This is a genomic window from Anaeromyxobacter paludicola (assembly GCF_023169965.1).
In the GTDB taxonomy this organism is placed as follows: Bacteria; Myxococcota; Myxococcia; order Myxococcales; family Anaeromyxobacteraceae; genus Anaeromyxobacter_B; species Anaeromyxobacter_B paludicola.
On sequence record NZ_AP025592.1, the window covers coordinates 1,318,752 to 1,340,619 of the forward strand.

Below are 21,868 nucleotides of genomic sequence, written 5' to 3' on the forward strand. Positions count from 1 at the left end.
GTGGCTCCTCTCGCTAGGCCGTTTCGGCGAAGCTCCGCATCGCCGCGCCCACGCCCTTGCCCAGCTCCACCTTGGCGCCCATGTCGGCGAGGGCGCGCTCGATGGCGGTGATGGCGGTGCAGATGTCGAACTCGTCGAAGTAGCCGAGGTGGGCGATGCGGAAGATCTTCCCCTTGGCCTGGTCCTGCCCGCCGACGAGGGTCACCCCGTACCGGTCGCGCAGCACCTTCACGAGCTTGTCGGTGTCGATGCCCTCGGGCGCGATCACCGTGGTGAGGGCCATCGAGGGGCTGTCGGTGTAGAGCTTCATCCCGAGCGCGGTCACCGCGGCGCGGGCGGCGAGGCTCATGCGCTCGTGCCGGCGGAAGGTCTTCTCGAGGCCGTCCTCCTTGAGCCAGCGCAGCACCTCGGCGAGCCCGACGATGAGCGAGACCGCCGGCGTGTAGTTGGTCTGGTTCTTCGCCTGCATCTCCCGCTCCTTCTTCCAGTTGAAGTAGAAGCGCGGCAGGTCGGAGGTCTCGGCCATCTTCCAGGCCTTCTCGCTGGCGGCGGCGAACGCCAGGCCCGGCGGGAGCATGAGCGCCTTCTGCGAGCCGGAGAGGAGGACGTCCATGCCCCAGGCGTCCATCGGCAGGTCGAAGGCCCCGAGCGCGCTGATGGCGTCCACCACGGTGAGGGTGTTGGGGCGGTCGCGGGTGAGGGCGCAGATCTCCTTCACCGGGTGGGCCACGCCGGTGGACGACTCGCTCGCCTGGACGTAGACCGCCTTGGCGTCGGGGTGCTGCTCGAGCGCCTTCGCCACCTGGGCCGGCTCCACCGCCCTGCCCCACTCCACCTTGAGCTCGATCGGCTCGACCCCGTACGCCTTCAGGATCTTGCCCCAGCGCTCGCCGAACTTGCCGCCGTTCACCACGATGGCCTTGTCGCCGCGGCGGAGGAAGTTGGTGACGGCGCCCTCCATGGCGCCGGTGCCGGACGACAGGAACACGAGCACGTCCTGCTTGGTCTGGAAGAGCCACTTCAGGTCCTCGCGGACCTGGGCGAAGAGCTTCTCGAAGGCCGGCGCGCGGTGGTGCAGGATGGGCTGCGCCATGGCGAGCGCGATGCGCTCCGGGACGGGGGTCGGACCGGGAGTCAACAGGTAGCTCTTGAGCGCCATGGGGGCCTCCAGCAGGGATGTGGGAAGGGGGGTGCTAGAGGTAGCAGCCGACCTGACCCGGGTCAACGGAACCGGCAGGCTGCCACGGGCGGGGGGCGGGGCCGGAGGCTACCCGCGCGGCCGCACCGAGAGCCCGTGGAGGGCGAAGCCGACCACCTCCGCCTTGAGCCGCTCGGCGTCCTCCTCGCGCGCGCCCTCGACGAGGCCGACCACGGCGGCGGTGAGGGTGAGCTCGAGCGCGCCGAGGAGCGAGGCGGCGGCGACGGTCGGGTCGGCGTCCCCGCGGAGGTCGCCCTCGCGCTGGCCGCGGCGGACGATGCCGGCCACGAGGGCCACCGCGGTCTGGAAGGTCTGGGCCGTGGAGCCGGCGCGCAGCACGTTGGGGGTGCGCGCCACCTCGAGCAGCAGCACCCGGACCGCCGAGGGGGAGGTCTTGTAGACGTCCACGGCGAAGCGGCAGATCGAGGCCAGGTGCTCGGAGGCCGAGCCCGGCCCCTCGGCGATCGCCCGGATGGCGTTGATGAAGATGGTCCACTGCTCCGCGAAGACGCTCTCGAGCAGCTCGTCCTTGTTCCGGAAGTAGTGGTAGACGAGGCCGTAGGCCACCCCGGCCTGCTTGGCGACGTCGGCGATCCGGCAGCCGTGGTAACCCTTCTCCGCGAAGACCCGCACCGCCGCGTGCAGGATGGCGCGCCGCTTCTCCGGCTCCTCCGCGGACGGAGCCGGCTCGGGGCGTGGAGGGCTGCGCTTTCCGTTGCGGGCGCCGGGCAAGGTCCGCTCCTTACCGTCGGTCGATAGCGGCGGAGCGCGCCCGATGTCAACGGAAGGTCACGGCCCGTCCCGCAAAGGGCGGCTGCCGCTCGCCGGCTCAGCGCAGCGCGCTCGCCTGGGCGAAGAACTGCGAGAAGTCGAACAGGAAGGTGTAGGTCGGCTTGTCGAGCCCGACGCACTCGTTGGCGGCGAAGACCACCGCCGCCTTCCAGCAGTGGCAGGGCGAGTCCCAGGTCAGGCTCGCCTGGTGCTGCCAGACGTGGGGCGAGGTGCTGGTCTTCTTGCCGGCGCCGCAGATGGCGGTCTCGGGGATGGTGGTCGGGTTGAACCAGGCCTCGTAGGCCGCCGAGAGCCCCGAGTACCTGGCCCGCGCGCCGGCGCTGGCGGTGTTGGTGGACTGCGTGTAGGGCCGCTGGTCGAAGAGGGGCTCGATTCCGGCCGCCGACTGCGGCGACCCGCCGGCCCCGACGGAGCTCAGCCCGACGTGGACGTCCTCGCCCCGCCCGTCCGCCACGGTGAGGCCGGCCGCGAAGGCGGTGAACGGGTCGAGCCAGGTGGAGGGCGGCGCGCTGGTCGCCGTGAGCCCGGGCGCGAGGTCGGGCTTCGGCGCGCCGAAGGCGTACCCCTTCGCGAGCAGGCTCGCGGTGGCGGGGCCGATGGTGAGCCCGAGGCGCCCGTAGGTCTCCGAGCGCGCCAGGCGCGAGAGGTCCACGTCCTGCCCCGCCTCGACCTCGGCGTTGAACGGGAACGCGCCGGGCGGCCCGACGAGCCGCGACCGCACCGAGGCGCGCAGCTGGTTGAAGCCGCCGTAGGGCATGGCGGTGAGCGTGCGGACCGGCAGGACGAGGGCGGCCTGGGTCGGCGTCGCGGCGTAGGTGACGAGCGGCTCGCCCGGCCGGGGCGGCGCGTCGTCGAGCTCGTCGTAGGCGTAGGCCGGGAGCGCCGGGCCGAGCGGCGCGGTCCCGGCGCGCCACTCGAGCCTCGGCACGATGGAGTGGCGGCGCGCCGAGGCACCCTCCCCGTAGCGGCGCGAGAGCTCGGTCTCGGCCACGAGCCCCGCCGCGAGCCAGCCGTTGGCCTGCGCCGCCTTGGCCTCGGAGAAGGCGTAGCCGAGCCCGGTGGCGCGCAGGTAGGGCTCGAGGCGCAGCCAGCGCCCGAGCAGGTAGTCGGCGCGCAGCTCCCCGCGGGCCGCGAGCCGGGTCGCGGCGAGCCGCTCTCCGGTCTCCCAGCGGCCGTCGCCCTGCGACGCGTCGAGGCTGGTCCGGGCCGGCCACTCGCGATCGCCGGGCCCGACGCCGCTCGCGCCCTCGTCGCCCGTCGCGCCGTGGATGGGCGCGAAGCGCGTCAGGCTGGCGGTGCCCGAGAAGGTCCAGGGACCGCGCAGCTCGACCGGCAGGAGGGTGGCGGTGAGGGAGGGCAGCCGGTGGAACACCGGGATGCGGCTCCCGAAGCCGCCGTAGGCCGGGCGGGCGATCCCGCTCGCCGGGTCCACCGGGAAGAACCAGTTGTTACCGACCCCGGCGAAGGGCTGGTAGTAGGCCGCCTCGGCCGAGAGCAGGAGATCGTCGCCGCGCTCGGTGAAGGCGAGCGCCGAGCGGCGGTACGGGTTCTGGCGGAGGAAGACGTCGTTGGTGAAGTCGGCCGGGTGGAGCGGGTCGGCGAAGAGCTCGGCGTCGAGCCGGAGCCGCTCGCGCGGCCCGAGCCGGCTGTCGAGCTGCGCGGCCAGGTCGAGGCGCCCCCCATGCGCCGGCGAGGGGGTCCCGCCGTAGTAGTCGCGCTGGGTGTCGTCCAGGTAGAAGAGCCGGAGCCGCGCGTCGGTGCCGGCGGCGGGCACGGCGCGCAGCTCGATCGCGCCGCCGCCGCCCTTCACGCCGCGCGTGCCGGCGCGGGCGGCGGCGTCCCCGATCCCCCAGATCCACTGGGGCGTGAAGGTCACGTCGGCGCTCTCCCCCAGGGTCACGAAGATCGGCTCCGCGAGCGAGTAGCCCACGGTGCCCCCCATGGCGAACTCCGGGAAGAGGAGCCCGCTCTGCCGGTCGCCGAGCGGCAGGTAGAACCAGGGGAGCGCGAAGAACGGGACGGGCCGCTCGACGAAGAGGAAGCGGGGCGTGAGGTAGAAGACCGGCCAGGAGAGGATGGCGCGCTGGCCCGGGATGACGTCGGCGTGGCTGGAGCGGATCTCCCAGGACGGCGGGGCGTCGCCGCCGCAGTCACAGAGCGTGAAGCGGCCGCGCTCCACGTCGAAGCGATCCCCCTCCCCGCTCGCGCGCTCCCCGCGGAGGGTGAAGCGGTTGAGGCCGCGATCCCGCGCCTCGGCGAGGGTGCGGGCGGAGGAGAGGTCGAGCGTGCCGGGCTTGAGGAAGCCGGTGACGTCGGTCGCGGAGAAGGGGCCGTCGAGCACGAGGTGGGCGGTGCTCGCGCCGAGCGCCCGGCCCGGCTCGAGCAGGAGGACGTTCCCGGAGGCGTCCACCTCGCCGGTCTCGGGGTCGTAGCCGGCGCGCTCGCACCGGAGGGTCAGCGCCCCGCGCCGGACCACGGCGCCGCCGGTGAGGGAGTACCGGCCGGTCTGCTGATCGAAGCTCGCCTCGGGGGCCTCGACGTCCACGGGCCCGGGCGCGTCGGCCGGCGGGGCGGCGAGCGCCGGACCGCCGAGCGCCTGGAGGGCGACGGCCAGCAGGATCGGGGCGGCGGAGCGCCTTCGTGGAGGGCGGGTGCTCGGGCTCACGGCGCCGCCCAGGATACCCGGAGCCGGACCCGGCGCGCGGACCGCGTTGAAGTCGGGGCGCGCCGCGCGTGGGGCCCGGCCGGGGGCACACCGGCGCGAGCCCCCGCGATCCGCTCGCCGGAGCGGCAGGATGCGCATCCGGCTCGACCCGCTAGTTCCCGAGCGGGATCGGCAGCTCCGGCGCCGGCTCCGGCGCGGAGACCTTCTGGACGGGCGCGGCGGGGGCCGCGGACGGCGGCGCGAAGTCGACGGCGAGGAGATCGCCCTCGATCTTCTGCTGGTACGCCACCTTCTCGCGAAGCCGGATCTCGACCACGTAGCTCGCGCCCTGGCGCTTCGGGGCGACCGCCACCACCGCCGAGCGGAAGAAGGAGGTGTCGAGGAGCCGCACGTCGCTGCGACTCTTCAGCTGCGCGTTCTCGAAGCGGAGCTGCACCACCTTCTCCCCGCCGTCCACCACGGTGAAGCGGGGCGCGCCGCGGGTCCGGACGTAGACGCGCGAGCCTTCCGGGAGCTGGCGGAACCCGACCTCCTCCACCAGCTGGGGCCGCGCGGGGGGTTCCCGGCGAGCCTTCGGCGCCGGCCCCGCCGCCGCGGCGGCGAGGCGGACGGGGGCCGGCGCGACCGGCGCCGCGGCGGCGTCGGCGTGGGCCTTCGCCTCGGCGCGCGCGGCCTGCTCGGCCGACGCCCTCGCGGCGAGCTCGGCCTGGGCCTTGGCCTGGGCCTGGGCCCTGGCCGCCTCGACCTGGGCGGCCGCCTGCGCCTTCGCCGCGGCGTCGACCTTGGCGACGGCCTCCGCCCTGGCGAGGGCCTCCGACCTCGCGGCCGCGTCGGCAGCGGCCTTCGCCCTCGCGGTGGCCTCGGCGTCCGCAGCCGCCTGGGCCCTGGCGGCCGCCTGCGCCTTCGCGGCGGCTTCGACCTTCGCGGCCGCCTCGGCCTTCGCAGCGGCGTCCGCCCTGGCGAGCGCCTCCGCCCGGGCCGCCTGCTCGGCCTTGACCCGGCGATCCGACTCCGCCCGCGCGCGGGCGGCGGACTCCTCGGCGAGGCGCGCCCGCTCCTTCTCCTCGAGCTCGGCTCGCGCGGCCTCCGCGCGCGCCAGCTCGGCCATGCGCGCCGCCTCGACGTCGGCCTGCTTGCGCGCGCGCTCCTCCGCGAGGGCGTGCTCGCGGGCCTCCTCCTCGGCGCGGACCCGGGCCCGGATCCGCTCGGCGCGGGACTCCGCCTCCTTCTTCAGATCCTCGTCGCTGACGAGGCGGGGGGCGACGATGGCGGCCGGAGCCGCCTCGGTCGCCGCGGGCGCGGCCTGCGCGAGGAGGACCGGGGCGGGAGCCGCTGGAGCAGGGGCAGCCACCGGAGCCGCCGGAGTCGCGGCAGCCACCGCAGCCGGGGCAGCGACCGGAACCGGGGGGGCGACCGGCGTGGGCGGAGCGGCCGGAGCCGCTGCAATCACCGCAGGCGGGGCAGCGACCGGAGCCGCGGCGACGACCGGAGCCGGGTCGACCGCCGGAGTGGCGGCGGCGGCCACGGCAGCCGGCGCGACCCGGGCAGGGGCCGCGGCCGGAGCCGGCGGGGCTTCCTTCACGGGAGCCGCCGACGCGAGGAGGGCCGGCTTCGCGGCGGGGGCCGGCGCCGGGGCGGCCGGGGGAGCACCGGCCGGCGCGGAGACGGCGGTCTCCTTCGGCGTCGCCGCCGAGGCGACCCGCAGCGGCTTCGGCGCCGGCGGCTTCGTCACCTCGACGAGGAGGGCGTTCCCCTCCGTCCGGACCCGCGGCGGCTCGGTGTCGCGCGCGAACGAGATCATCACGCGGGCGCTGGAGCGCTCCGGGTAGGCGGCGCTGCTCACGGCGGCCACCACGCCGTCCTCCACGCCGAGCGCGCGCGGTGCGCCGTCGAGCCGGGACTCGGCGAAGTCCACCACGAACCGGGCGGGCGACTGCAGCGCGAAGGTGGTGAAGCTGGGCGGCCGGGACCCCTCGACCCGGATGGCCACCGCGCCCTCGGACTCGCGCACCTCGATGCGGCGGATGGCGTTGAGTCCCTGGCTCTCGGCGCGCGCCACTCCGGCAGCGGACAGGGCGGCGGCGAGGGCGAGCGGGTGAAGGCGCATCGGGATGCTCCTGGGGTGTGGGGGCGCCCCGGGAGGATACCATCTCAAGCCTTGCGCGCGTACTCGACGAGGTTCTTCACGTCGAAGCAGATCTGCCGGATGTCCCGCCCCATCGTCAGTTCCAGGTGGCTGTTCCCCTTCACCGGCCGCCAGAGCAGGTACTCGCTGCGCGCCGCCGCGAAGATGGCGCGGGTGGAGCGGATGCCGGCGAGCGGGTCGAGGTCGCCGAAGATGATCGCCATGGGGATGGTGATCCGGTCGTAGTGGGCCTTGAAGTCGTACCGGGTCCGGTAGCAGACGAGCTCGCCGCGCCGGAACCAGCGCGCCATCTGCGCCACCACGCCGCGGGGCTCGCGCTCCGCCCCCTCGCGCAGGATCGAGCGGATCTCGCGCGGCGTGAAGCGGCCCGGGTTGGCGATGAAGGCGTAGTGGCGCGCCACGCGGGCCCAGGCCTCCCACGCGGCGGGAGAGGTGAGGGCCCGCTCGAGGAGGTGGAGCGCGGCGTCGGTCGGGTAGTAGCGGAAGCGCCGCCGGGCCGGCGCCTCCCCCTGCTCGCCGAGCAGGAGCGCGAGCCGCTCGCCCAGCATCGGGAGCCCGGCCGCGGCGCGGCGCAAGCTCCGGCGCAAGGCGAAGGCGAGCGCCGCCTGCCCCCACGCGGCCGCCAGCGCGGCGTCCACGAGCTGCTCGAACGGCGGGCCGAGGAACGAGAGCAGCCGCACCGGCAGGAACCCCTTGCCGGGGTCGCACGGCGCGCCGACCGTGACCAGCCCGGCGAGGTCATCGGACATCCCGGCGTACCCGTACCCGAGCATCCCCCCCAGCGAGTGGCCGCAGTAGAAGATCTTCTCGCGCCGCGTGACCCGCTTCACCGCCCGCACCGCGGCCGGCACGTCGTGGAGGAAGTAGCTGTCCACGTCCCAGCCGTAGTCGAGGTCCGCCGGCAGGGCCGTCCCCTCCTCGCGCGCCCTCTCGCGCTGCCGCTCCACCGACGAGAGGCCGTGTCCGCGGAGCTCGAGGATGTGGATGTCCGCCCCGTAGAACAGCATGTGCTTCACGAACTCGCCGCAGGTCCAGGCGTGCCGGTTCTGCGAGAAGCCGTGCACGAGCAGCATCGGCTCGCCGAAGATCGGCTGCGGGAAGAGCTGGCGGATCGGCTGGTAGCGGGTCACCGCGAGGTTCCAGCCGTCCTCCGTCCGGACCTCGTAGCGGCTCCGGCGGTGGAGCGTCCGCAGGTCCACCTCGTCGATGCGGGGGGTCGGCGGGCCGAAGGCGTCGGGGTGGAAGAAGGGCTGTCGCACCGGTGCAAAGCTGGGCAGAGCCCCAAAATCCGACAAGGGGGCGCGCCCGGCGCCCGCCTCGTCCCCTGCCCTGCCCGCGCTGGCCCGGCTACCCGCCGAGCAGCTGGCGCGCCTCACCCACGAGGTAGAGCGAGCCCGCCGCGCACACCAGGGCGCCGTCGGCCGCCGCCGCCCGGGCGCAGTCGAGCGCCTCGCGGCAGCTCGCGTGCACGTCCACGCGGGGGCCGAAGGCGCGCGCCAGCGTCGCGTAGTCCTCCGGCGGGCGGGCGCGGGGCGAGGCCGGCGCGACCAGGTGGAGCCCCCGCGCCAGCGGCGCGAGCGCGGCCAGGATGCGGCGGTGGTCCTTGTCGGCGAGCACGCCGAACACGAGCTCGACCGCACGGCCGGGGTGGAGCGCGCGCAGGGCGGCGGCGAGGGCGGCCGCGCCGTCGGGGTTGTGGGCCCCGTCGAGCAGGACCCCGCCGACCTCCTCCAGCCGCCCCGGCCAGCGGGCGGTGGCGATGCCGGCCGTGATCGCCTCCTCGGGCACGGCCACGCCGCCCGCCGCGAGGAGCCGGAGCGCCGCCGCGGCGAGCGCGGCGTTCCCGGACTGGTGCGGGCCGCGCAGCGCGACGAGCCCGTCCCAGCCCTCGGCGGCGACGTGGAACGGCGCGCCGCGCGAGGCGGCCTCGGAGCGGAGCCGCGCCATCGCCTCCGGGGGCTGGGCCGCCGCGACCACCGCCGGCACCCCCGGCTTGAAGATGCCGGCCTTCTCCCCCGCGATCGCCGAGAGCGTGCCCCCGAGGAGCTCCTCGTGGTCGAGGCCGATCCGCGAGACGGCGGTGACCGCCGGCCGCACCACGTTGGTCGCGTCGAAGCGGCCGCCGAGGCCGACCTCGACCACCGCCACGTCCACCCGCCGCTCGGCGAAGTGCACGAAGGCGAGCAGCGTCGCGAACTCGAAGAAGGTGAGCCGGTCGTCCTCGCTCCCGGCGTCGTGCCACGGGCAGGCGGCGCGGACCGCCGCCACGGCGCGCCCGAGCTCCTCGTCCGAGATGAGCTGCCCGTCCACCTGGATCCGCTCGCCGAAGCGGACGAGGTGGGGCGAGGTGTAGAGGCCGACGAGGTGCCCGGCCCGGCGCAGCGCCTCGGCCGACATGGCGCAGGTGCTGCCCTTGCCGTTGGTGCCGGCCACGTGCAGGACCGGGAAGGCGCGCTCGGGGTGGCCGAGCGCCGCGACGGCGCGCTCCATCCTGCCGAGCCCCAGCCGGATGGCGAGCGGCTTCAGCGAGGAGAGGTAGGTGCGGGGATCCAAGGTGGTGCCGGACCGCGGCCTAGCCGAGCAGGGAGAGGAGCTGGGACAGCTTCTGGCGCAGCTCCGGGCGCGGGACGATGGCGTCGATCATGCCGTGCTCGAGGAGGAACTCGCTGCGCTGGAACCCCTCGGGCAGCTTCTCGCGGATGGTCTGCTCGATGACGCGCGGGCCGGCGAAGCCGATGAGCGCCTTGGGCTCCGCGATCACCACGTCGCCGAGCCAGGCGAAGCTGGCCGCCACGCCGCCGGTGGTCGGGTGGAGCATGACCGAGACGTACGGCTTGCGCACCGAGCGGAAGCGGTGGAGCGCCGCCGAGGTCTTGGCCATCTGCATGAGGGAGAAGATGCCCTCCTGCATGCGGGCGCCGCCGGTGGAGCTGAACACGATGGCCGGGGCCTTCATCTCGTAGGCCCGGTCGAACACCCGCGTCACCTTCTCGCCGACCACCGAGCCCATCGAGCCGCCCATGAACTCGAAGGCGAAGGTGCCGATCGAGACCGGCGTCCCGTCGATGGCGCCCACCCCGGAGAGGAAGGCGTCGCGCAGGCCGGTGTTCTTGAAGGTGCTCCTGACCCGGTCCTTGTACTTCTTGGCGTCGCTGAAGCCGAGCGGGTCGGCCGGCGCGAGCTCGGTGTCGAGCTCCTCGAAGCTGCCCGGGTCGAGCACCATCTCGAGCCGGCGCCGCACCGGCAGCGCCTCGTGGTGGCCGCAGCTGCGGCACACGTTGAAGTGCGCCTCGAACTCCTGCTTGTAGACCACCTCGCTGCAGGCGTCGCACTTGTGGAAGAGCCCCTCGCCCTTGGTGGGCACCGGGGGGGTCTTCGCCTTCACCTTGTTGGCAGTCTTCTGGAACCAGGCCATGTTCACCTAGAGGTTGAGCCGGTCGCCGGCGCGCAGGATCGTCACGCCGTCGAGGCCGAGGGTTTGGAGCTCGCGCTCGAGCTCGGCCTGATGGGCCGGCTTGAGGTGGTAGAGGTAGACCGGGACGGCGGGGCGCGAGATCTTGCGCAGCTCCGCCTGCAGGGTGCGCGGCGTGAGGTGGCCCGAGAGGTCGGCCAGCCACTGCAGCGCGCTCGGGAAGCTCAGCTCCACGAAGAGCGCCGAGAGCCGCTCCGCCGCGCTCACCCGCTCCCAGAAGCGCTCGGTCGGGCCGGTGTCCCCGGAGACCGCCAGCGCCGCCGCCCCGTCCGAGACGATGAGCCCGACGCAGTCCACGCTGTGCGTGACCGGCACCGGCTCCACCCGGTAGCGCCCGACCTGGAACGGCCGGGAGGGCTCGAACGGGCGGAGCTCGACGGTGGGCCGGTCGGGGCTGGGGATGCGGGTGAAGTCGGGCCAGAGCCGGTCGTTGAAGACGCTGTCGCGCAGCGTCGCCGCGCAGGCCGTGGAGGCGTGGACCCGCAGCGGCCGATCGCGCCGCCCCGTGAGCAGGTCGGCGAGCAGCGGCACGTCCTTCACGTGGTCGAGGTGGGAGTGGGTGAGGACCACGTCCTCGACCCGGAGCAGCGCCTCGAGCGGCAGGCTCGCGGTGAGCGCGCCCGCGTCCACGGCCAGCACCCCGTCCAGGAGGAACGAGGTGGTCCGGTGGCCGGGCAGCTCCCCGCCCGACGCGCCGAGGACGTCCACGATCACGCGATGTCCCCGAACTGCGCCTTCATCCGCAGGAACTCGAGGAAGTGGGCGAGGCGCCCGAGGTCGGGGACGGTGAAGCCGCTCGGTCCGGCCACGGCGAGCTGCGCCTTCACGAGCTTGCCGACCACCTCGTCCACCGTGGCCGGCTCCACCCCCACCCGCGCCGGCAGGTCGGCCGGCGGCACCTCGACCCGGCGGCCCCCCGCCGCGCTCTCGCCCCGCTCCGCCTCCTTGAGGAGGAAGTGGACCACGCGGGCCGAGCCGTCCCGCAGGAGCAGGTTCTCGATCTGGTCGTCCGCCGCCTGCAGCCGGGTGGCGAGCTTCTTGATCATCCGCAGCGCGATCTCGGCCGAGGACCGGATCATGGTCTCGAAGGTGCGCGGATCGATGACGATGAGCCGGCAGTCCTCCGCGCAGACGGCGGTGGCCGAGCGGGGCCGGTTGTTCAGGATCGACATCTCCCCGAAGAACTCGCCGCCCCCGAGGGTGGTCAGGATCTTCTCCACGTCCCCGACCGTCTTCGCGATGTGGACCTTGCCGGACTGGATGACGAACATGTCGCGGCCGGGCTCGCCCTCGCGGAAGAGGATCGAGCCCTTGGGGAACTCCCTGCCGAACCTCTGGAAGAGCTGCTCTTCGACGGCGCTCATGGGCGGCCCCTCCTGGCCGTGGGGGCGGTGTTAGCCGACCTCTCTTCCGACTGTCAACGCGCGATGCGGCGCGGAAAGGCGGCGGAAGCCCCCGGAATCCCTTGCGCCGGAACGCTCGCGCTTGGTAAGCGGGGCGCATGGCGCTCACCTATCGCGACGCAGGCGTGGACATCGACGAGGGCGACCGGCTGGTCGAGCTCATCAAGCCGCACGCCCGCCCCACCCTGCGCCCCGAGGTGCTGGCCGGCATCGGGGGGTTCGGCGGGCTCTTCGCCCTCGACGTGAAGAAGTACAAGGAGCCGGTGCTGGTCTCCGGCACCGACGGCGTCGGCACCAAGCTCAAGGTGGCCTTCGCCGCGGCGCGCCACGACACCATCGGCATCGACCTCGTCGCCATGTGCGTGAACGACATCGCCGTGGTGGGCGCCGAGCCGCTCTTCTTCCTCGACTACTTCGCGACCGGCAAGCTCTCCGCCGAGCAGGGCGCCCTGGTGGTGAAGGGCATCGCCGAGGGCTGCCGGCAGGCCGGCTGCGCCCTCATCGGCGGCGAGACCGCCGAGCTCCCCGGCTTCTACGAGCGCGGCGAGTACGACCTCGCCGGCTTCGCCGTCGGCTGCGTGGAGCGGTCGCGGATCCTCGACGGCCGCTCGGTCGCCCCCGGCGACGCGGTCCTCGGCGTGGCCTCCTCCGGCCTCCACTCGAACGGCTACTCGCTGGCGCGCCGGGCGCTGCTCGAGGCCTACCCGCTCGACGCCTGCCCGGCGGAGCTGGCCGGCCGCTCGGTGGCCGACGTCCTCCTCGAGCCGACCCGGATCTACGCGAAGCAGCTCCTGGCCGTGCTCGACCGGGTGGCGGTGAAGTCGGTGGGCCACATCACCGGCGGCGGGCTCCCCGGCAACGTGCCGCGCAACCTGCCCGACGGCACCCGGGCGGTGCTCGACGAGCGGCGCTGGACCCGGGCGCCCATCTTCGACCTCATCGAGCGCGTGGGCGGCGTGCCGCACGACGAGATGCTCCGGACCTTCAACATGGGGCTCGGGCTCACGATCGTGACCGCGCCCGCCGACGCGGACGCGGCCATCGCGGCGCTCCGGGCCGAGGGGCTGGAGGCCTGGGTGGTGGGCGGCATCGAGAAGGGCGAGGGCGAGGCCACCTGCGAGGTCGTGCGGTGATCCGGCTCGGGGTGCTCGCCTCCGGCGGCGGCACCAACCTCCAGGCCCTGCTCGACGCCTGCGCCGCCCGCCGCGTCGACGCCGAGGTGGCGCTGGTGGTGGCGAACGTGCCCGGCGCCGGGGCGCTGGCCCGCGCCGAGGCCGCCGGCGTCCCCTCGCTCCTCCTGCCGTCGAAGGGCGTGGAGCGGGCCGAGTACGACGCGCGGCTCGCGGAGCGGCTCGCCGGGGCCGGGGTGGACCTCGTCTGCCTCGCCGGGTTCATGCGGCTGCTCTCGCCCGGCTTCATCGAGGCCTTCGGGCCCACCGCGCAGAGCCGCGGCTGTCCCCGGGTGATGAACGTGCACCCCGGGCTCCTCCCCTCCTTCCCCGGGCTCAAGGCCCAGGCGCAGTGCCTCGCCTACGGCGCCCGCTTCGCGGGGTGCACCGTCCACTTCGTGGACCAGGGCGTGGACACCGGCCCCATCATCGCGCAGGCGGTGGTGCCGGTGCTCCCGGAGGACGACGAGGCGGCCCTCACCGCCCGGATCCTGGCCGAGGAGCACCGGATCTACCCGCAGGCGGTGGGCTGGTTCGCCGCGGGCCGGCTCTCGGTGGAGGGGCGGCGCGTCCGGGTGGCGGGCGCCGCCGTGCCGGCGCGCGGCCTCTCGAGCCCGCACGACTGAGCGCCCGTGACGAGCTCCCCTCACAGCCCCTGAGCGGACCGTGGCGACCCCGCTCGACCTCCCCGGCCCGGTCCTCGTGAGCGCCTGCCTCCTCGGCGCCCGCTGCCGCTACGACGGCGGCGACCGGCGAGATCCGCGCGTGCTCGCGGCGGTCGCAGGCCGCGAGGTGGTGCCGGTCTGCCCCGAGGAGGCGGGCGGCCTCGGCACGCCACGGCCCCCGTGCGACCTCGCGGGCGGCGACGGCGCCGCGGTGCTCGACGGGCGGGCGCGCGTGGTCACGCGCTCCGGCGACGACGCCACCGCCGCGTTCGTGCGCGGCGCCGGGATCGCGGCCGAGGCCGCGCTCCGCGCGGGGGCCCGCCTCGCCATCCTCAAGGAGGGCTCCCCCTCCTGCGGGCGAGAGGGGGTCTGCGCCGCCCGGCTCGCCCGGCTGGGGCTGCGCGTCCTGCACGAGGGCGACCTCGCCTAGACTCGAAGGACCGCCATGGCCCAGATCCTGAAGCCCCCCTCCACCCAGCGCGTCTACGACGTGTGCGTCGTCGGCTCGCAGCTCGGCGGCGCGGTCGCGGGCGCCCTGCTCGCGAAGCGCGGCTACCGGGTGCTGCACGTGGATCACGACGGCGTCGGCGCGACCTACCTCGACGGCGGCTACCTCCTCCCCTACGCGCCGGCGGTGCTGTTCGGTCCGCGCCAGACGCCCGCCTCCGAGGCGGCGCTGGTCGAGCTCGGGCTCCACACCGACGTGGCCCGGCTGCTCGAGCCGTCCGCCCCCGACCTGCAGCTCCTCCTGCCCCGACACCGGGTGGACGTCCCGCGCGACCCGGCGCTCCGCGCCCGCGAGCTCGCCCGGGAGTGGCCGGCCGACGCCGCCCGGCTGACCGAGGCGCTCGGCGCGGTGGAGAAGCTCTTCGCCGCCGCCACCCCCTTCCTGAAGGAGCTCCCGCCGCTGCCGCCCGAGGGGTTCGGCGAGCGGCGCGCCCTCTCGAAGGCGCTGCGCGCCGTGGCCGCGGGCCCCGAGGGGCACGTGGACGAGGCCCGCCCCTTCGCCGGCCTCGAGAACCACCCGTTCGCCGCCGCGCTCCTCACCGCCCAGCGCTTCCTCACCTACCTCGACGGCGCGCCCTCCCCCTTCTCGCTGAACCGGCTCCTCGGGTGCGCCCTGCACGGCACCTTCCGCATGCCGGGGGGCTACGAGGGGCTGCGCGAGCTCATCCGCAAGCGCATCGGCGAGCACCGGGGGGAGCTGCTCGGGGGCGGCGAGGGGCCGGCCGCGGTGGCCGAGGCGCTCGAGCTCGACGGCCAGAAGGTGGCCTCGCTGCGGCTCGTCGATCACAAGGACCACTTCGTCGCCAAGGCCTTCGTGCTCGCGACCGACGCGCCCGCCGTCCGGCGGCTCCTGCCGCAGGGAGAGTCGCGCCTCGCGCCGCTCCTCGAGCCGGTGCGCCCGGAGCGGCAGCTCCTCACGGTCAACCTGGTGGTGAAGAAGGCCGCCCTGCCCCCGGCGCTCGGCTCGACCGTGCTGGCGCTCCGGGACGCGCGCGGCCCCGACGACCTCGGCAACGCCGTGCTCCTCCAGGTCCTCCCCGCCCGCAAGGACACCCGGCGAGGCCAGGGCGAGGTGGTCCCGGACGAGCGGGTGGTCTGCGCGGCCGGGTTCGTCCCGGCCGACGCGCGGGAGCGCGGCGAGCCGTTCCTCCGCGAGGTGGGCGAGCAGGTCCTCGCGGCCATCTCCGACGCCGTCCCCTTCTTCGAGCGCCACCTGGTGCGCCAGTCGGTCCCGGCGCTGGCCGCGCACGACCGGCGGGGCTCGCGCCTGCTCCCCCACCCGCTCTACCGGGTGGAGGGCGAGCAGGCCTTCGGGGTGACCGGGCTGCAGCCCCGCACGCCCTACAAGAACCTCTTCTTCGCGGGCCGCGAGGTGGTCCCGGGGCTCGGCCTCGAGGGCGAGTTCCACGCCGGCGTGCAGGCCGCCCAGGCGGTCACCGGTCTCCTCGGCAAGGTCCTCGGCCGGAAGTAGCTTGATCTTCCCGCCGAAGTAGCTTAGAAGTCCGCGCTCTTTCAGGGGTAACACGCCATGGCACGCCGCTGCGAAATCTGTGGGAAGGGGCCGCTCGTCGGCAACAACGTCTCCCACGCGAACAACAAGACCAAGACCCGCTCCCTCCCGAACCTGCGCTCGGTCCGCGCCGTCAAGGACGGGACCGTGTCGCACATCCGCGTCTGCACCCGCTGCCTCAAGGCGGGGCGCGTGGTGAAGGCTGGGCGCGGTCGCACCCAGTCCGTCGCCGGCGCGTAGGCGCCGCGAGCGCGGTACGGCTCGTCTCCCGGTCACCGAAGCGCTGCACCCCGCCGGACGCCGCCTCGACGGCCTGCCGGCGCGGTCGCTCCTCACCCGGCTCCACGCCGGGGACGAGGAGGCGGTCCGCGCGGTGGGCGAGGCGCTCCCGGCGCTGGCCCCGCTCGTGGACGCGGTCGCTCGCGCGATCGCCGCGGGCGGGCGCCTCCTCTACCTCGGGGCAGGCACCTCCGGACGGCTCGCCGCCGCCGACGCGGCCGAGTGGCCGCCGACCTTCGGCACCGCGCCCTCGCGCGCGGTGGCGCTCGTGGCCGGCGGCGCGAGGGCGCTCTCGCGCGCCGTCGAGGGGGCCGAGGACGACCGGGCCGCCGGCGCCGCCGCGATCCGCGCCGCGCGCGCCGGGGAGCGGGACGTCGTGGTCGGGGTGTCCGCCTCGGGCCGCACGCCGTTCGTCCTCGCCGGGCTGGCCGAGGCGCGCCGCCGCGGCGCCGCGACCGCGCTCCTCACCAGCGGGCGCGGCGCGCGGGCGCGGGTGGACCACCTCGTCCTCCTCGACACCGGCCCGGAGCGGATCGCGGGCTCGACCCGCATGAAGGCCGGCGCCGCCGCCCGGATGGCGCTCACCCTGCTCTCCTCGGCCGCGATGATCCGGGCCGGGCGGGCGCCGGGCGGGCGCATGCTCGACCTCGTCCCGACGAGCGCCAAGCTCCGGGCGCGGGCCGTCCGCCTCGTGGTGGAGGCCACCGGCGTCACCCCGGCGCGGGCGTCGCGCGCGCTCGGCCGGCACGGCTACGTCGTGCGGGCCGCCATCGCGGACCTCGGAGGCAGAACGTGAGCCACAAGGAACGGAAGCCCATCGACCCGGCCGCCCTCGCGACGGCCCGCGCCGGCCTCTCCCAGGTCACCGGGAAGCGGCGCCTCGATCTCATCCTCGACGCGCCCGACCCGCAGGCCCTGGTGCGCGCCCTCCCCGCCGACGAGCTCTACCTGACCGTCCGCGAGCTGGGGCTCGGCGACGCGGCCTCGCTCGTCCAGCTCGCCTCGGCGGAGCAGTTCCGCACCTTCCTCGACCTCGACGCCTGGAAGGGGGGCGCGCTCGTCCCCGGCCGCGCCCTGCCCTGGCTCCGCGCCGCGCGCGCCGGCTCGAACCAGTCGCCCCAGGCGGCCCGCCGCTGGGCCGCCAAGCTCCGCCTGCTCGACCGCGAGCTCCTCCACCTCGTGCTGCGCGGCGCGCTCCGGGTCCACGACCTCGAGGCCGAGCCCGACCCGGTGCTCACCTCGAGCCGCTTCATGCGGACCGCCGAGGGCAAGTACGTGCTCGAGTTCCTGGTGGAGGGCACGGAGTACCTCGCCGTCCGCGGCATCGTGGACGACCTCATCGCCGACGACCCGTTCACCGCCACCCGCCTCTTCTCGGCGCTCGCCTGGGATCTCCCCTCCGAGCTCGAGGAGACCGAGCGGCGCTGGCGCGACGGGCGGCTCGCGGATCTCGGCTACCCGAGCCCGGAGGAGGCGCTCTCGTGGTTCGCGCGCCCGCCGCGCGAGCCGGCGGCGCCGGCCGGGTCCCCGGCCCGCCCGCCCGGCTTCTGGCTGGCGACGTTCCGGCGCGGCGCGCTCCTCGACCGGGCCGCCGACCGGCTCGGCCCGCAGGCGCGCGACGCCTTCGAGGTGGAGCTCGTGGCCGCCGCCAACGCGGTGCTGGTGGCCGACGCGGTGGACCCCGGCGATCCCGACGCGGTCCGCGCCGCGGTGGAGGCGGCCCGCGCCAAGCTCGAGCTCGGCCTCGAGGCGCTGAGCGGCGGGGACGAGGCGCGGGCGGCGGCCGTGCTCGAGGAGACGCCGCTGAAGCGGGTCTTCCAGCACGGGTTCCTGCGCACGCTCGAGCTGCGCTGGCGCGCCGAGCGGCTGTTCCAGGCGGGCGGCGCCGGGACCCCGGCGCTCCCGCTCCTCGACGCCCCGCTCGGCGAGGCGATGGCCGCCCTGACGCGCCGCCGGCCGGCGTTCTTCCCCGGCCTGGACCTCCCGCGCGAGGAGTGGGGCGATCTCGCCGCGCGCGCCTTCGTGCCGCGCCACTTCCTCTCGGCCGAGGAGCTGGCCCGGACCGCCGCCGCCCTCGACCTCTGCGAGGGGCTCGCGGCCATCGCCCGCGAGCTCGCGCTCGCGCCGCCGGAGCGCTCCGACCGCGAGCCGCCCCGGCTCTCCGCGCTCTACCTGACGGCGCTCGCCAACGAGCGGCTGGGACGCGCCTTCGCCCCGACGCCGCTCGCCGCCGCCGAGCTGCCCCGCGCCGCCGCCCTGCTCGCGACCGTCGAGGACCCGCGGCTCGCCGATCGCGGAGAGGCCGGCCAGCTCCTCCTCGACCTCGCCCGCCACCGCGCGGAGGAGCTCGCGCCTCTGCGCGAGGGCGGCGAGGTCCCCGCGGCGCACCAGGCGGCGGTGCTGGTCGGCTAGCCCTCGGCCTCGTCCGGCGCGGCCTCCGCCGGCGCGCCGAGCGAGAGCCCGCAGTCCGGGCACTCCGGCTGGGCGGGGTCGAGGACGAACCGGTGGCCGCAGGCGGGGCACTCCACCTCGCCCCCCTGGTCGAGATCCACTCCCCGCAGCCCGCGCTCGGCCGCCGCGGCCGCCTCGGGATCCTTGAGCAGATCGGCCCAGTCCCGGCGCAGGAACCCCAGCGCCCCCTCCGACTGATCCTTCGGCACGTAGAGGTTCCAGAGGGGATGCAGCCGCTCCTCCGGGCGGCGGGCCGGCACCTGCTCCACCTCGGGCGCGAACCCCTGCTCCTCGAGCAGCTCCATCATCTCCTTGACCGAGGCGTAGCCGGACCGGAGCAGGAGCGCGAGCCCCTCGGCGGTCGCGTCGCAGGTCACGCAGGCGCCCTGCGCGTCGAGCGGGGTGTTGCAGACCTTGCACACCTGGACGTCCATGGTGCCTCCGTCGGGTCACTGGCCTTCCGGGCCATTCTAGGCGCAGGGCGGGAGCGAGCGCATTCCTCTTTGAGGACCCCCGAAGCTATACTGCGCGTCCCATGATCATCGACGGCAAGCAGGTGGCGGCCCAGGTCCGGGCCGAGGTGGCGGCGGCGGTGAAGGAGCTCGAGGCGCGCGGCAGGACGCCGGGCCTGACCGTGGTCCGCGTCGGGGACGACCCGGCCTCGGCGGTCTACGTGCGCGGGAAGCGGAAGGCTTGCGAGGAGGTGGGGATCCGGTCGGTCGAGCACCACCTCCCGGCCACCACGTCCCAGGCGGAGCTGCTCGCCCTCGTCCGCCAGCTCAACGCCGACCCGTCCGTGGACGGCATCCTGGTCCAGCTCCCGCTCCCGAAGGGGCTCGACGAGTCGGAGATCCTGGACGCCATCGACCCCGGCAAGGACGTGGACGGCTTCCACCCCCTCAACGTCGGCGCCCTCTGCCTCGGGAAGCCGGCCCCCCGCCCCTGCACCCCGCACGGCGTCATGCGCCTCCTCGCGGAGGCCGGCTGCGACCCCAAGGGCAAGCGCGCCCTCGTCATCGGCCGCTCCCACATCGTCGGGAAGCCGATGGCGCTCATGCTCCTCGAGAAGCACGCCACCGTGACCATCGCCCACTCGCGCACGGCCGACCTCGCGGCCGAGGTCGCGCGGGCCGACATCGTCGTCGCCGCCATCGGCAAGGCCGAGATGATCCGCGGCGAGTGGGTGAAGCCCGGCGCCGTGGTGATCGACGTCGGCATGAACCGCAAGCCGGACGGCAAGCTCTGTGGCGACGTGGAGTACGCCGCCGCCGCCGAGCGGGCCGCCGCCATCACCCCGGTGCCCGGCGGCGTGGGTCCCATGACCATCGCCATGCTGCTCGTGAACACGGTGGAGCTGGCCCGGACCCGGACGTGATCCGGGGCGCGGCGCGCCTCCTCCTCGCGGTCGGCCTGCTCCAGTCGGGCTGCTGCGGCTGCGCCGGGGGCGGCGGCTACACCGTCCGCGCCCCGCTGCCGCCGGCGCCTCCCTCCGCCCTCTCGGAGGACGAGGTGGCGCGGTCGATCCCGCGGCCGCTCCTGCGCGTGCTGCTCCTCGGCGACTTCGGGGACGCGACCTGCCAGCAGCGGTCGCTGGCCGCGGCGGTGGTCGCGGCGCACCGTCGCGAGCCGTTCGACCTCGCCTTCCACCTCGGCGACAACCTGTACGAGTGCGGCCCCGACGCCGCGCTCCCGGGGGCCGACCGCTGCGCCTTCGCGCCCGACGGGAACACCGTCGCGCCGGGCTTCCGGCCACCGGCGGACGACCGGTTCCGCAGGCTCCTCGAGGCGCCGCTCGCGCCGCTCGCCGAGGGCGCGAAGCCCCTCCCCTTCTACGCCGTGCTCGGCAACCATGACGTCGCCGCCACCGGCGCCTGCCGCGTCCTGTCCGGCGACCCGGCCGCGGCGAGCCGGACCAAGGCCTGCCTGGAGGTGGCGCACGAGGGGCCGCTCTGGCGGATGCCCGGGCGGCACTACGTCCTCGACCGGGGGCCGGCCCGCTTCGTCGCCATCGACGGCAACCTGCTGGTGCGCGACTACGGCGGCTTCACGCTCGACGGCGAGGTGGCCTTCGTGCGCGAGGCGACGCGCGGCTGCGGCGCGCGGCGCTGCTTCGTGGTCTCGCACCAGCCGGCCGCGACCGCCGGCGAGCACGTCTCGGACTGGAAGGACGGCAGCTACCGGGAGCGGGTCCGTCGGCTGCAGGAGGCCTTCGAGGGTCCGGTGGCCGCCTGGCTGTCCGGCCACGACCACGACCTGCAGCAGCTCCGGGCGCCGGGAGGCTACGACGTCTTCGTCTCCGGCAACGGCTCCCGCCAGCGCCCCCGCGAGCGCTTCGAGGCGGTGCGGCCGCCGGAGGCCCGCCTCCTCTTCGCCTCCACGAGCTGGGGCTTCGCCGCGCTCGAGCTCTTCGAGGACGGCTGGGGCGTGCGCTTCGAGGACGCGGGCGGCGTGAGCCTCCACTGCTGCCGCGCCCGCGGCGCCGGCCGCTGCGAGCCGGTCGGCTGCTGGCGTTGAGACGGTGAGCGCTACGCCTCGCGGGGCCGCTCCCGGTTGCGCGCCGCCGCGGCGTCGCCCAGCGCGGTGAGGAAGGAGCGCGCCACCCGCGGCCGGTGCGCGTGCCCCTCGCGCGCCGGCTCGTCGGCCGAGACGCCGCCCTGCGAGGGCAGGAGCCGGTTGGCGAGCGCCATGGCGCGGATGGTGGCGCCCGGGAGGAGCGCGTGGAGGAGCCGGAGCGCCCGCGCCGGCCAGCCCACCACGACGTAGCGCTCCCCGCGCTCGAGCGCGTCCACCATGCGGCGCGCGGCGCGGCCGGCGCCCACCGTGAGCAAGGGGAGCGAGGAGGCCACCGCGAACCAGCCCACCTCCGCCTCGCGCCGCCCCTTGAAGAGGGCCCGCAGGAAGGAGCCGGTCCGCATCAGGCCGGGGACCACCGTCGTCACCCGGACGCCGTCCTTGGCCGCCTCGGCGGCGATCCCCTCCGAGAAGCCGACCTGCGCGAACTTGCCGGCGGTGTACGGGAGGAGATGCGGCACCGCCACCGCGCCGCCGATCGAGGTGACGTTCAGCACGGCGCCGTCGCCGCGCGCCCGCATCGCCGGCAGCGCCGCCAGGGTGGCGTGCACGGTGCCCCAGAAGTTCACGCCCACGGCGTCCCGGTAGTCCTGCAGCCGCAGCCCCTCCGCGGGGGCGACCTGGATGATCCCGGCGACGTTCACGAGCGCGTCCACCCGGCCGAGGCGCGCCTCGGCCTCGCGCACCATGCGGGCCGCGTCCTCCTCGCTGGCGACGTCGCAGGCGATCGGGACCACCTCCGCGCCCAGCGCCGCGAGCTCGACGCGCGCCGCCTCGAGCTCCCTCACGTCGCGCGCCGCGATCGCCAGCCGCGCGCCGCGCCGGGCGAGCTCGCGGGCGATGCAGAGCCCGAGCCCGCGCGAGCCGCCCGAGACCAGCACCGCCTTCCCCGCCACCCGGTGCCGGCGCACCCTCGCCAGGGCGACCGCTCCGGCGGCGCCCGCCAGCCATCCCATCGTCCTCGCCACGCGCACGTTCGACCCCCTCCGGGGAAGATGCGGCCGGCCTCGTCCCTCGCAAGGCGGCCCGCACCCCGAGAA

At 75.6% G+C, this 21,868-nt stretch carries 20 protein-coding genes; 9 read left to right on the top strand and 11 right to left on the bottom strand.

The genetic code is table 11. The annotated features are described in order from the left end of the window. Window positions 1-13: 13 nt before the first annotated feature. From AMPC_RS06155 to AMPC_RS06195, 9 genes are all read right to left on the bottom strand, one after another. Window positions 14-1,159: a pyridoxal-phosphate-dependent aminotransferase family protein gene (locus AMPC_RS06155; RefSeq protein WP_248345253.1), complete on the bottom strand. Its 1,146-nt coding sequence runs from the start codon at window positions 1,157-1,159 to the stop codon at window positions 14-16. Window positions 1,160-1,267: 108 nt separating this feature from the next. After that, window positions 1,268-1,930: a TetR/AcrR family transcriptional regulator gene (locus AMPC_RS06160; protein WP_248345256.1), complete on the bottom strand. Its 663-nt coding sequence runs from the start codon at window positions 1,928-1,930 to the stop codon at window positions 1,268-1,270. Window positions 1,931-2,027: 97 nt separating this feature from the next. Then, window positions 2,028-4,655, bottom strand: coding sequence for an LPS-assembly protein LptD (locus AMPC_RS06165; RefSeq protein ID WP_248345258.1), 2,628 nt, complete (start codon window positions 4,653-4,655; stop codon window positions 2,028-2,030). Window positions 4,656-4,806: 151 nt separating this feature from the next. After that, window positions 4,807-6,762, bottom strand: a complete 1,956-nt coding sequence (locus AMPC_RS06170; protein ID WP_248345261.1) for an AMIN domain-containing protein — start codon at window positions 6,760-6,762, stop codon at window positions 4,807-4,809. 44 nt (window positions 6,763-6,806) lie between these two features. After that, the gene (locus AMPC_RS06175; RefSeq protein WP_248345264.1) at window positions 6,807-8,060 is read right to left on the bottom strand and encodes an alpha/beta hydrolase; all 1,254 of its coding nucleotides are present in this window, start codon (window positions 8,058-8,060) and stop codon (window positions 6,807-6,809) included. An 88-nt stretch (window positions 8,061-8,148) separates the two neighbouring features. After that, a complete protein-coding gene (locus AMPC_RS06180) occupies window positions 8,149-9,354 on the bottom strand; it encodes a bifunctional folylpolyglutamate synthase/dihydrofolate synthase (RefSeq protein WP_248345266.1) in 1,206 nt (401 codons plus the stop codon). 19 nt (window positions 9,355-9,373) lie between these two features. Further along, window positions 9,374-10,216, bottom strand: a complete 843-nt coding sequence (accD, locus tag AMPC_RS06185; RefSeq protein ID WP_248345268.1) for an acetyl-CoA carboxylase, carboxyltransferase subunit beta — start codon at window positions 10,214-10,216, stop codon at window positions 9,374-9,376. A gap of 6 nt (window positions 10,217-10,222) precedes the next feature. Then, on the bottom strand, window positions 10,223-10,987 hold the full coding sequence (locus AMPC_RS06190) for an MBL fold metallo-hydrolase (RefSeq protein ID WP_248345270.1): 765 nt from the start codon (window positions 10,985-10,987) through the stop codon (window positions 10,223-10,225). Continuing rightward, window positions 10,984-11,637 carry a Crp/Fnr family transcriptional regulator gene (locus AMPC_RS06195; protein WP_248345273.1) on the bottom strand — a complete coding sequence of 218 codons (654 nt, stop codon included), beginning with the start codon at window positions 11,635-11,637 and terminating at the stop codon, window positions 10,984-10,986. The genes AMPC_RS06190 and AMPC_RS06195 overlap by 4 nt, the downstream gene beginning before the upstream one ends. Window positions 11,638-11,774: 137 nt before the next feature. On the opposite strand from AMPC_RS06195, the gene purM reads away from it, so the two are divergent. The 7 genes from purM (at window position 11,775) to AMPC_RS06230 (ending at window position 18,218) form a co-directional block, all read left to right on the top strand. After that, window positions 11,775-12,809 (top strand): phosphoribosylformylglycinamidine cyclo-ligase, encoded by a 1,035-nt coding sequence (gene purM / locus AMPC_RS06200; protein WP_248345275.1) that lies wholly within the window; start codon window positions 11,775-11,777, stop codon window positions 12,807-12,809. Beyond that, on the top strand, window positions 12,806-13,471 hold the full coding sequence (gene purN, locus AMPC_RS06205; protein ID WP_248345277.1) for a phosphoribosylglycinamide formyltransferase: 666 nt from the start codon (window positions 12,806-12,808) through the stop codon (window positions 13,469-13,471). The genes purM and purN overlap by 4 nt, the downstream gene beginning before the upstream one ends. A gap of 40 nt (window positions 13,472-13,511) precedes the next feature. Next, window positions 13,512-13,940, top strand: a complete 429-nt coding sequence (locus AMPC_RS06210; RefSeq protein WP_248345279.1) for a DUF523 domain-containing protein — start codon at window positions 13,512-13,514, stop codon at window positions 13,938-13,940. A gap of 15 nt (window positions 13,941-13,955) precedes the next feature. Then, a complete protein-coding gene (locus AMPC_RS06215; protein ID WP_248345282.1) occupies window positions 13,956-15,488 on the top strand; it encodes a phytoene desaturase family protein in 1,533 nt (510 codons plus the stop codon). A gap of 57 nt (window positions 15,489-15,545) precedes the next feature. Next, window positions 15,546-15,767 (top strand): 50S ribosomal protein L28, encoded by a 222-nt coding sequence (gene rpmB / locus AMPC_RS06220; RefSeq protein ID WP_248345284.1) that lies wholly within the window; start codon window positions 15,546-15,548, stop codon window positions 15,765-15,767. 73 nt (window positions 15,768-15,840) lie between these two features. Beyond that, window positions 15,841-16,602, top strand: a complete 762-nt coding sequence (locus AMPC_RS06225; protein WP_248346416.1) for an N-acetylmuramic acid 6-phosphate etherase — start codon at window positions 15,841-15,843, stop codon at window positions 16,600-16,602. After that, window positions 16,599-18,218: a DUF6178 family protein gene (locus AMPC_RS06230; protein WP_248345286.1), complete on the top strand. Its 1,620-nt coding sequence runs from the start codon at window positions 16,599-16,601 to the stop codon at window positions 18,216-18,218. Before AMPC_RS06225 ends, AMPC_RS06230 begins: the two co-directional genes overlap by 4 nt. Here AMPC_RS06230 and AMPC_RS06235 read toward each other — a convergent pair. Next, window positions 18,215-18,691 carry a hydrogenase maturation nickel metallochaperone HypA gene (locus tag AMPC_RS06235; protein WP_248345288.1) on the bottom strand — a complete coding sequence of 159 codons (477 nt, stop codon included), beginning with the start codon at window positions 18,689-18,691 and terminating at the stop codon, window positions 18,215-18,217. The genes AMPC_RS06230 and AMPC_RS06235 overlap by 4 nt on opposite strands. Window positions 18,692-18,792: 101 nt before the next feature. Here AMPC_RS06235 and folD point away from each other — a divergent pair, with 101 nt between their 5' ends. Together folD and AMPC_RS06245 are read left to right on the top strand one after the other, a co-directional pair. Next, on the top strand, window positions 18,793-19,632 hold the full coding sequence (gene folD, locus AMPC_RS06240) for a bifunctional methylenetetrahydrofolate dehydrogenase/methenyltetrahydrofolate cyclohydrolase FolD (protein WP_248345290.1): 840 nt from the start codon (window positions 18,793-18,795) through the stop codon (window positions 19,630-19,632). After that, window positions 19,629-20,771, top strand: coding sequence for a metallophosphoesterase (locus AMPC_RS06245; protein WP_248345292.1), 1,143 nt, complete (start codon window positions 19,629-19,631; stop codon window positions 20,769-20,771). The genes folD and AMPC_RS06245 overlap by 4 nt, the downstream gene beginning before the upstream one ends. An 11-nt stretch (window positions 20,772-20,782) precedes the next feature. On the opposite strand, the gene AMPC_RS06250 is transcribed toward AMPC_RS06245, so the two are convergent. Next, window positions 20,783-21,796, bottom strand: a complete 1,014-nt coding sequence (locus AMPC_RS06250; protein ID WP_248345294.1) for an SDR family NAD(P)-dependent oxidoreductase — start codon at window positions 21,794-21,796, stop codon at window positions 20,783-20,785. Between the last annotated feature and the right edge of the window lie 72 nt (window positions 21,797-21,868).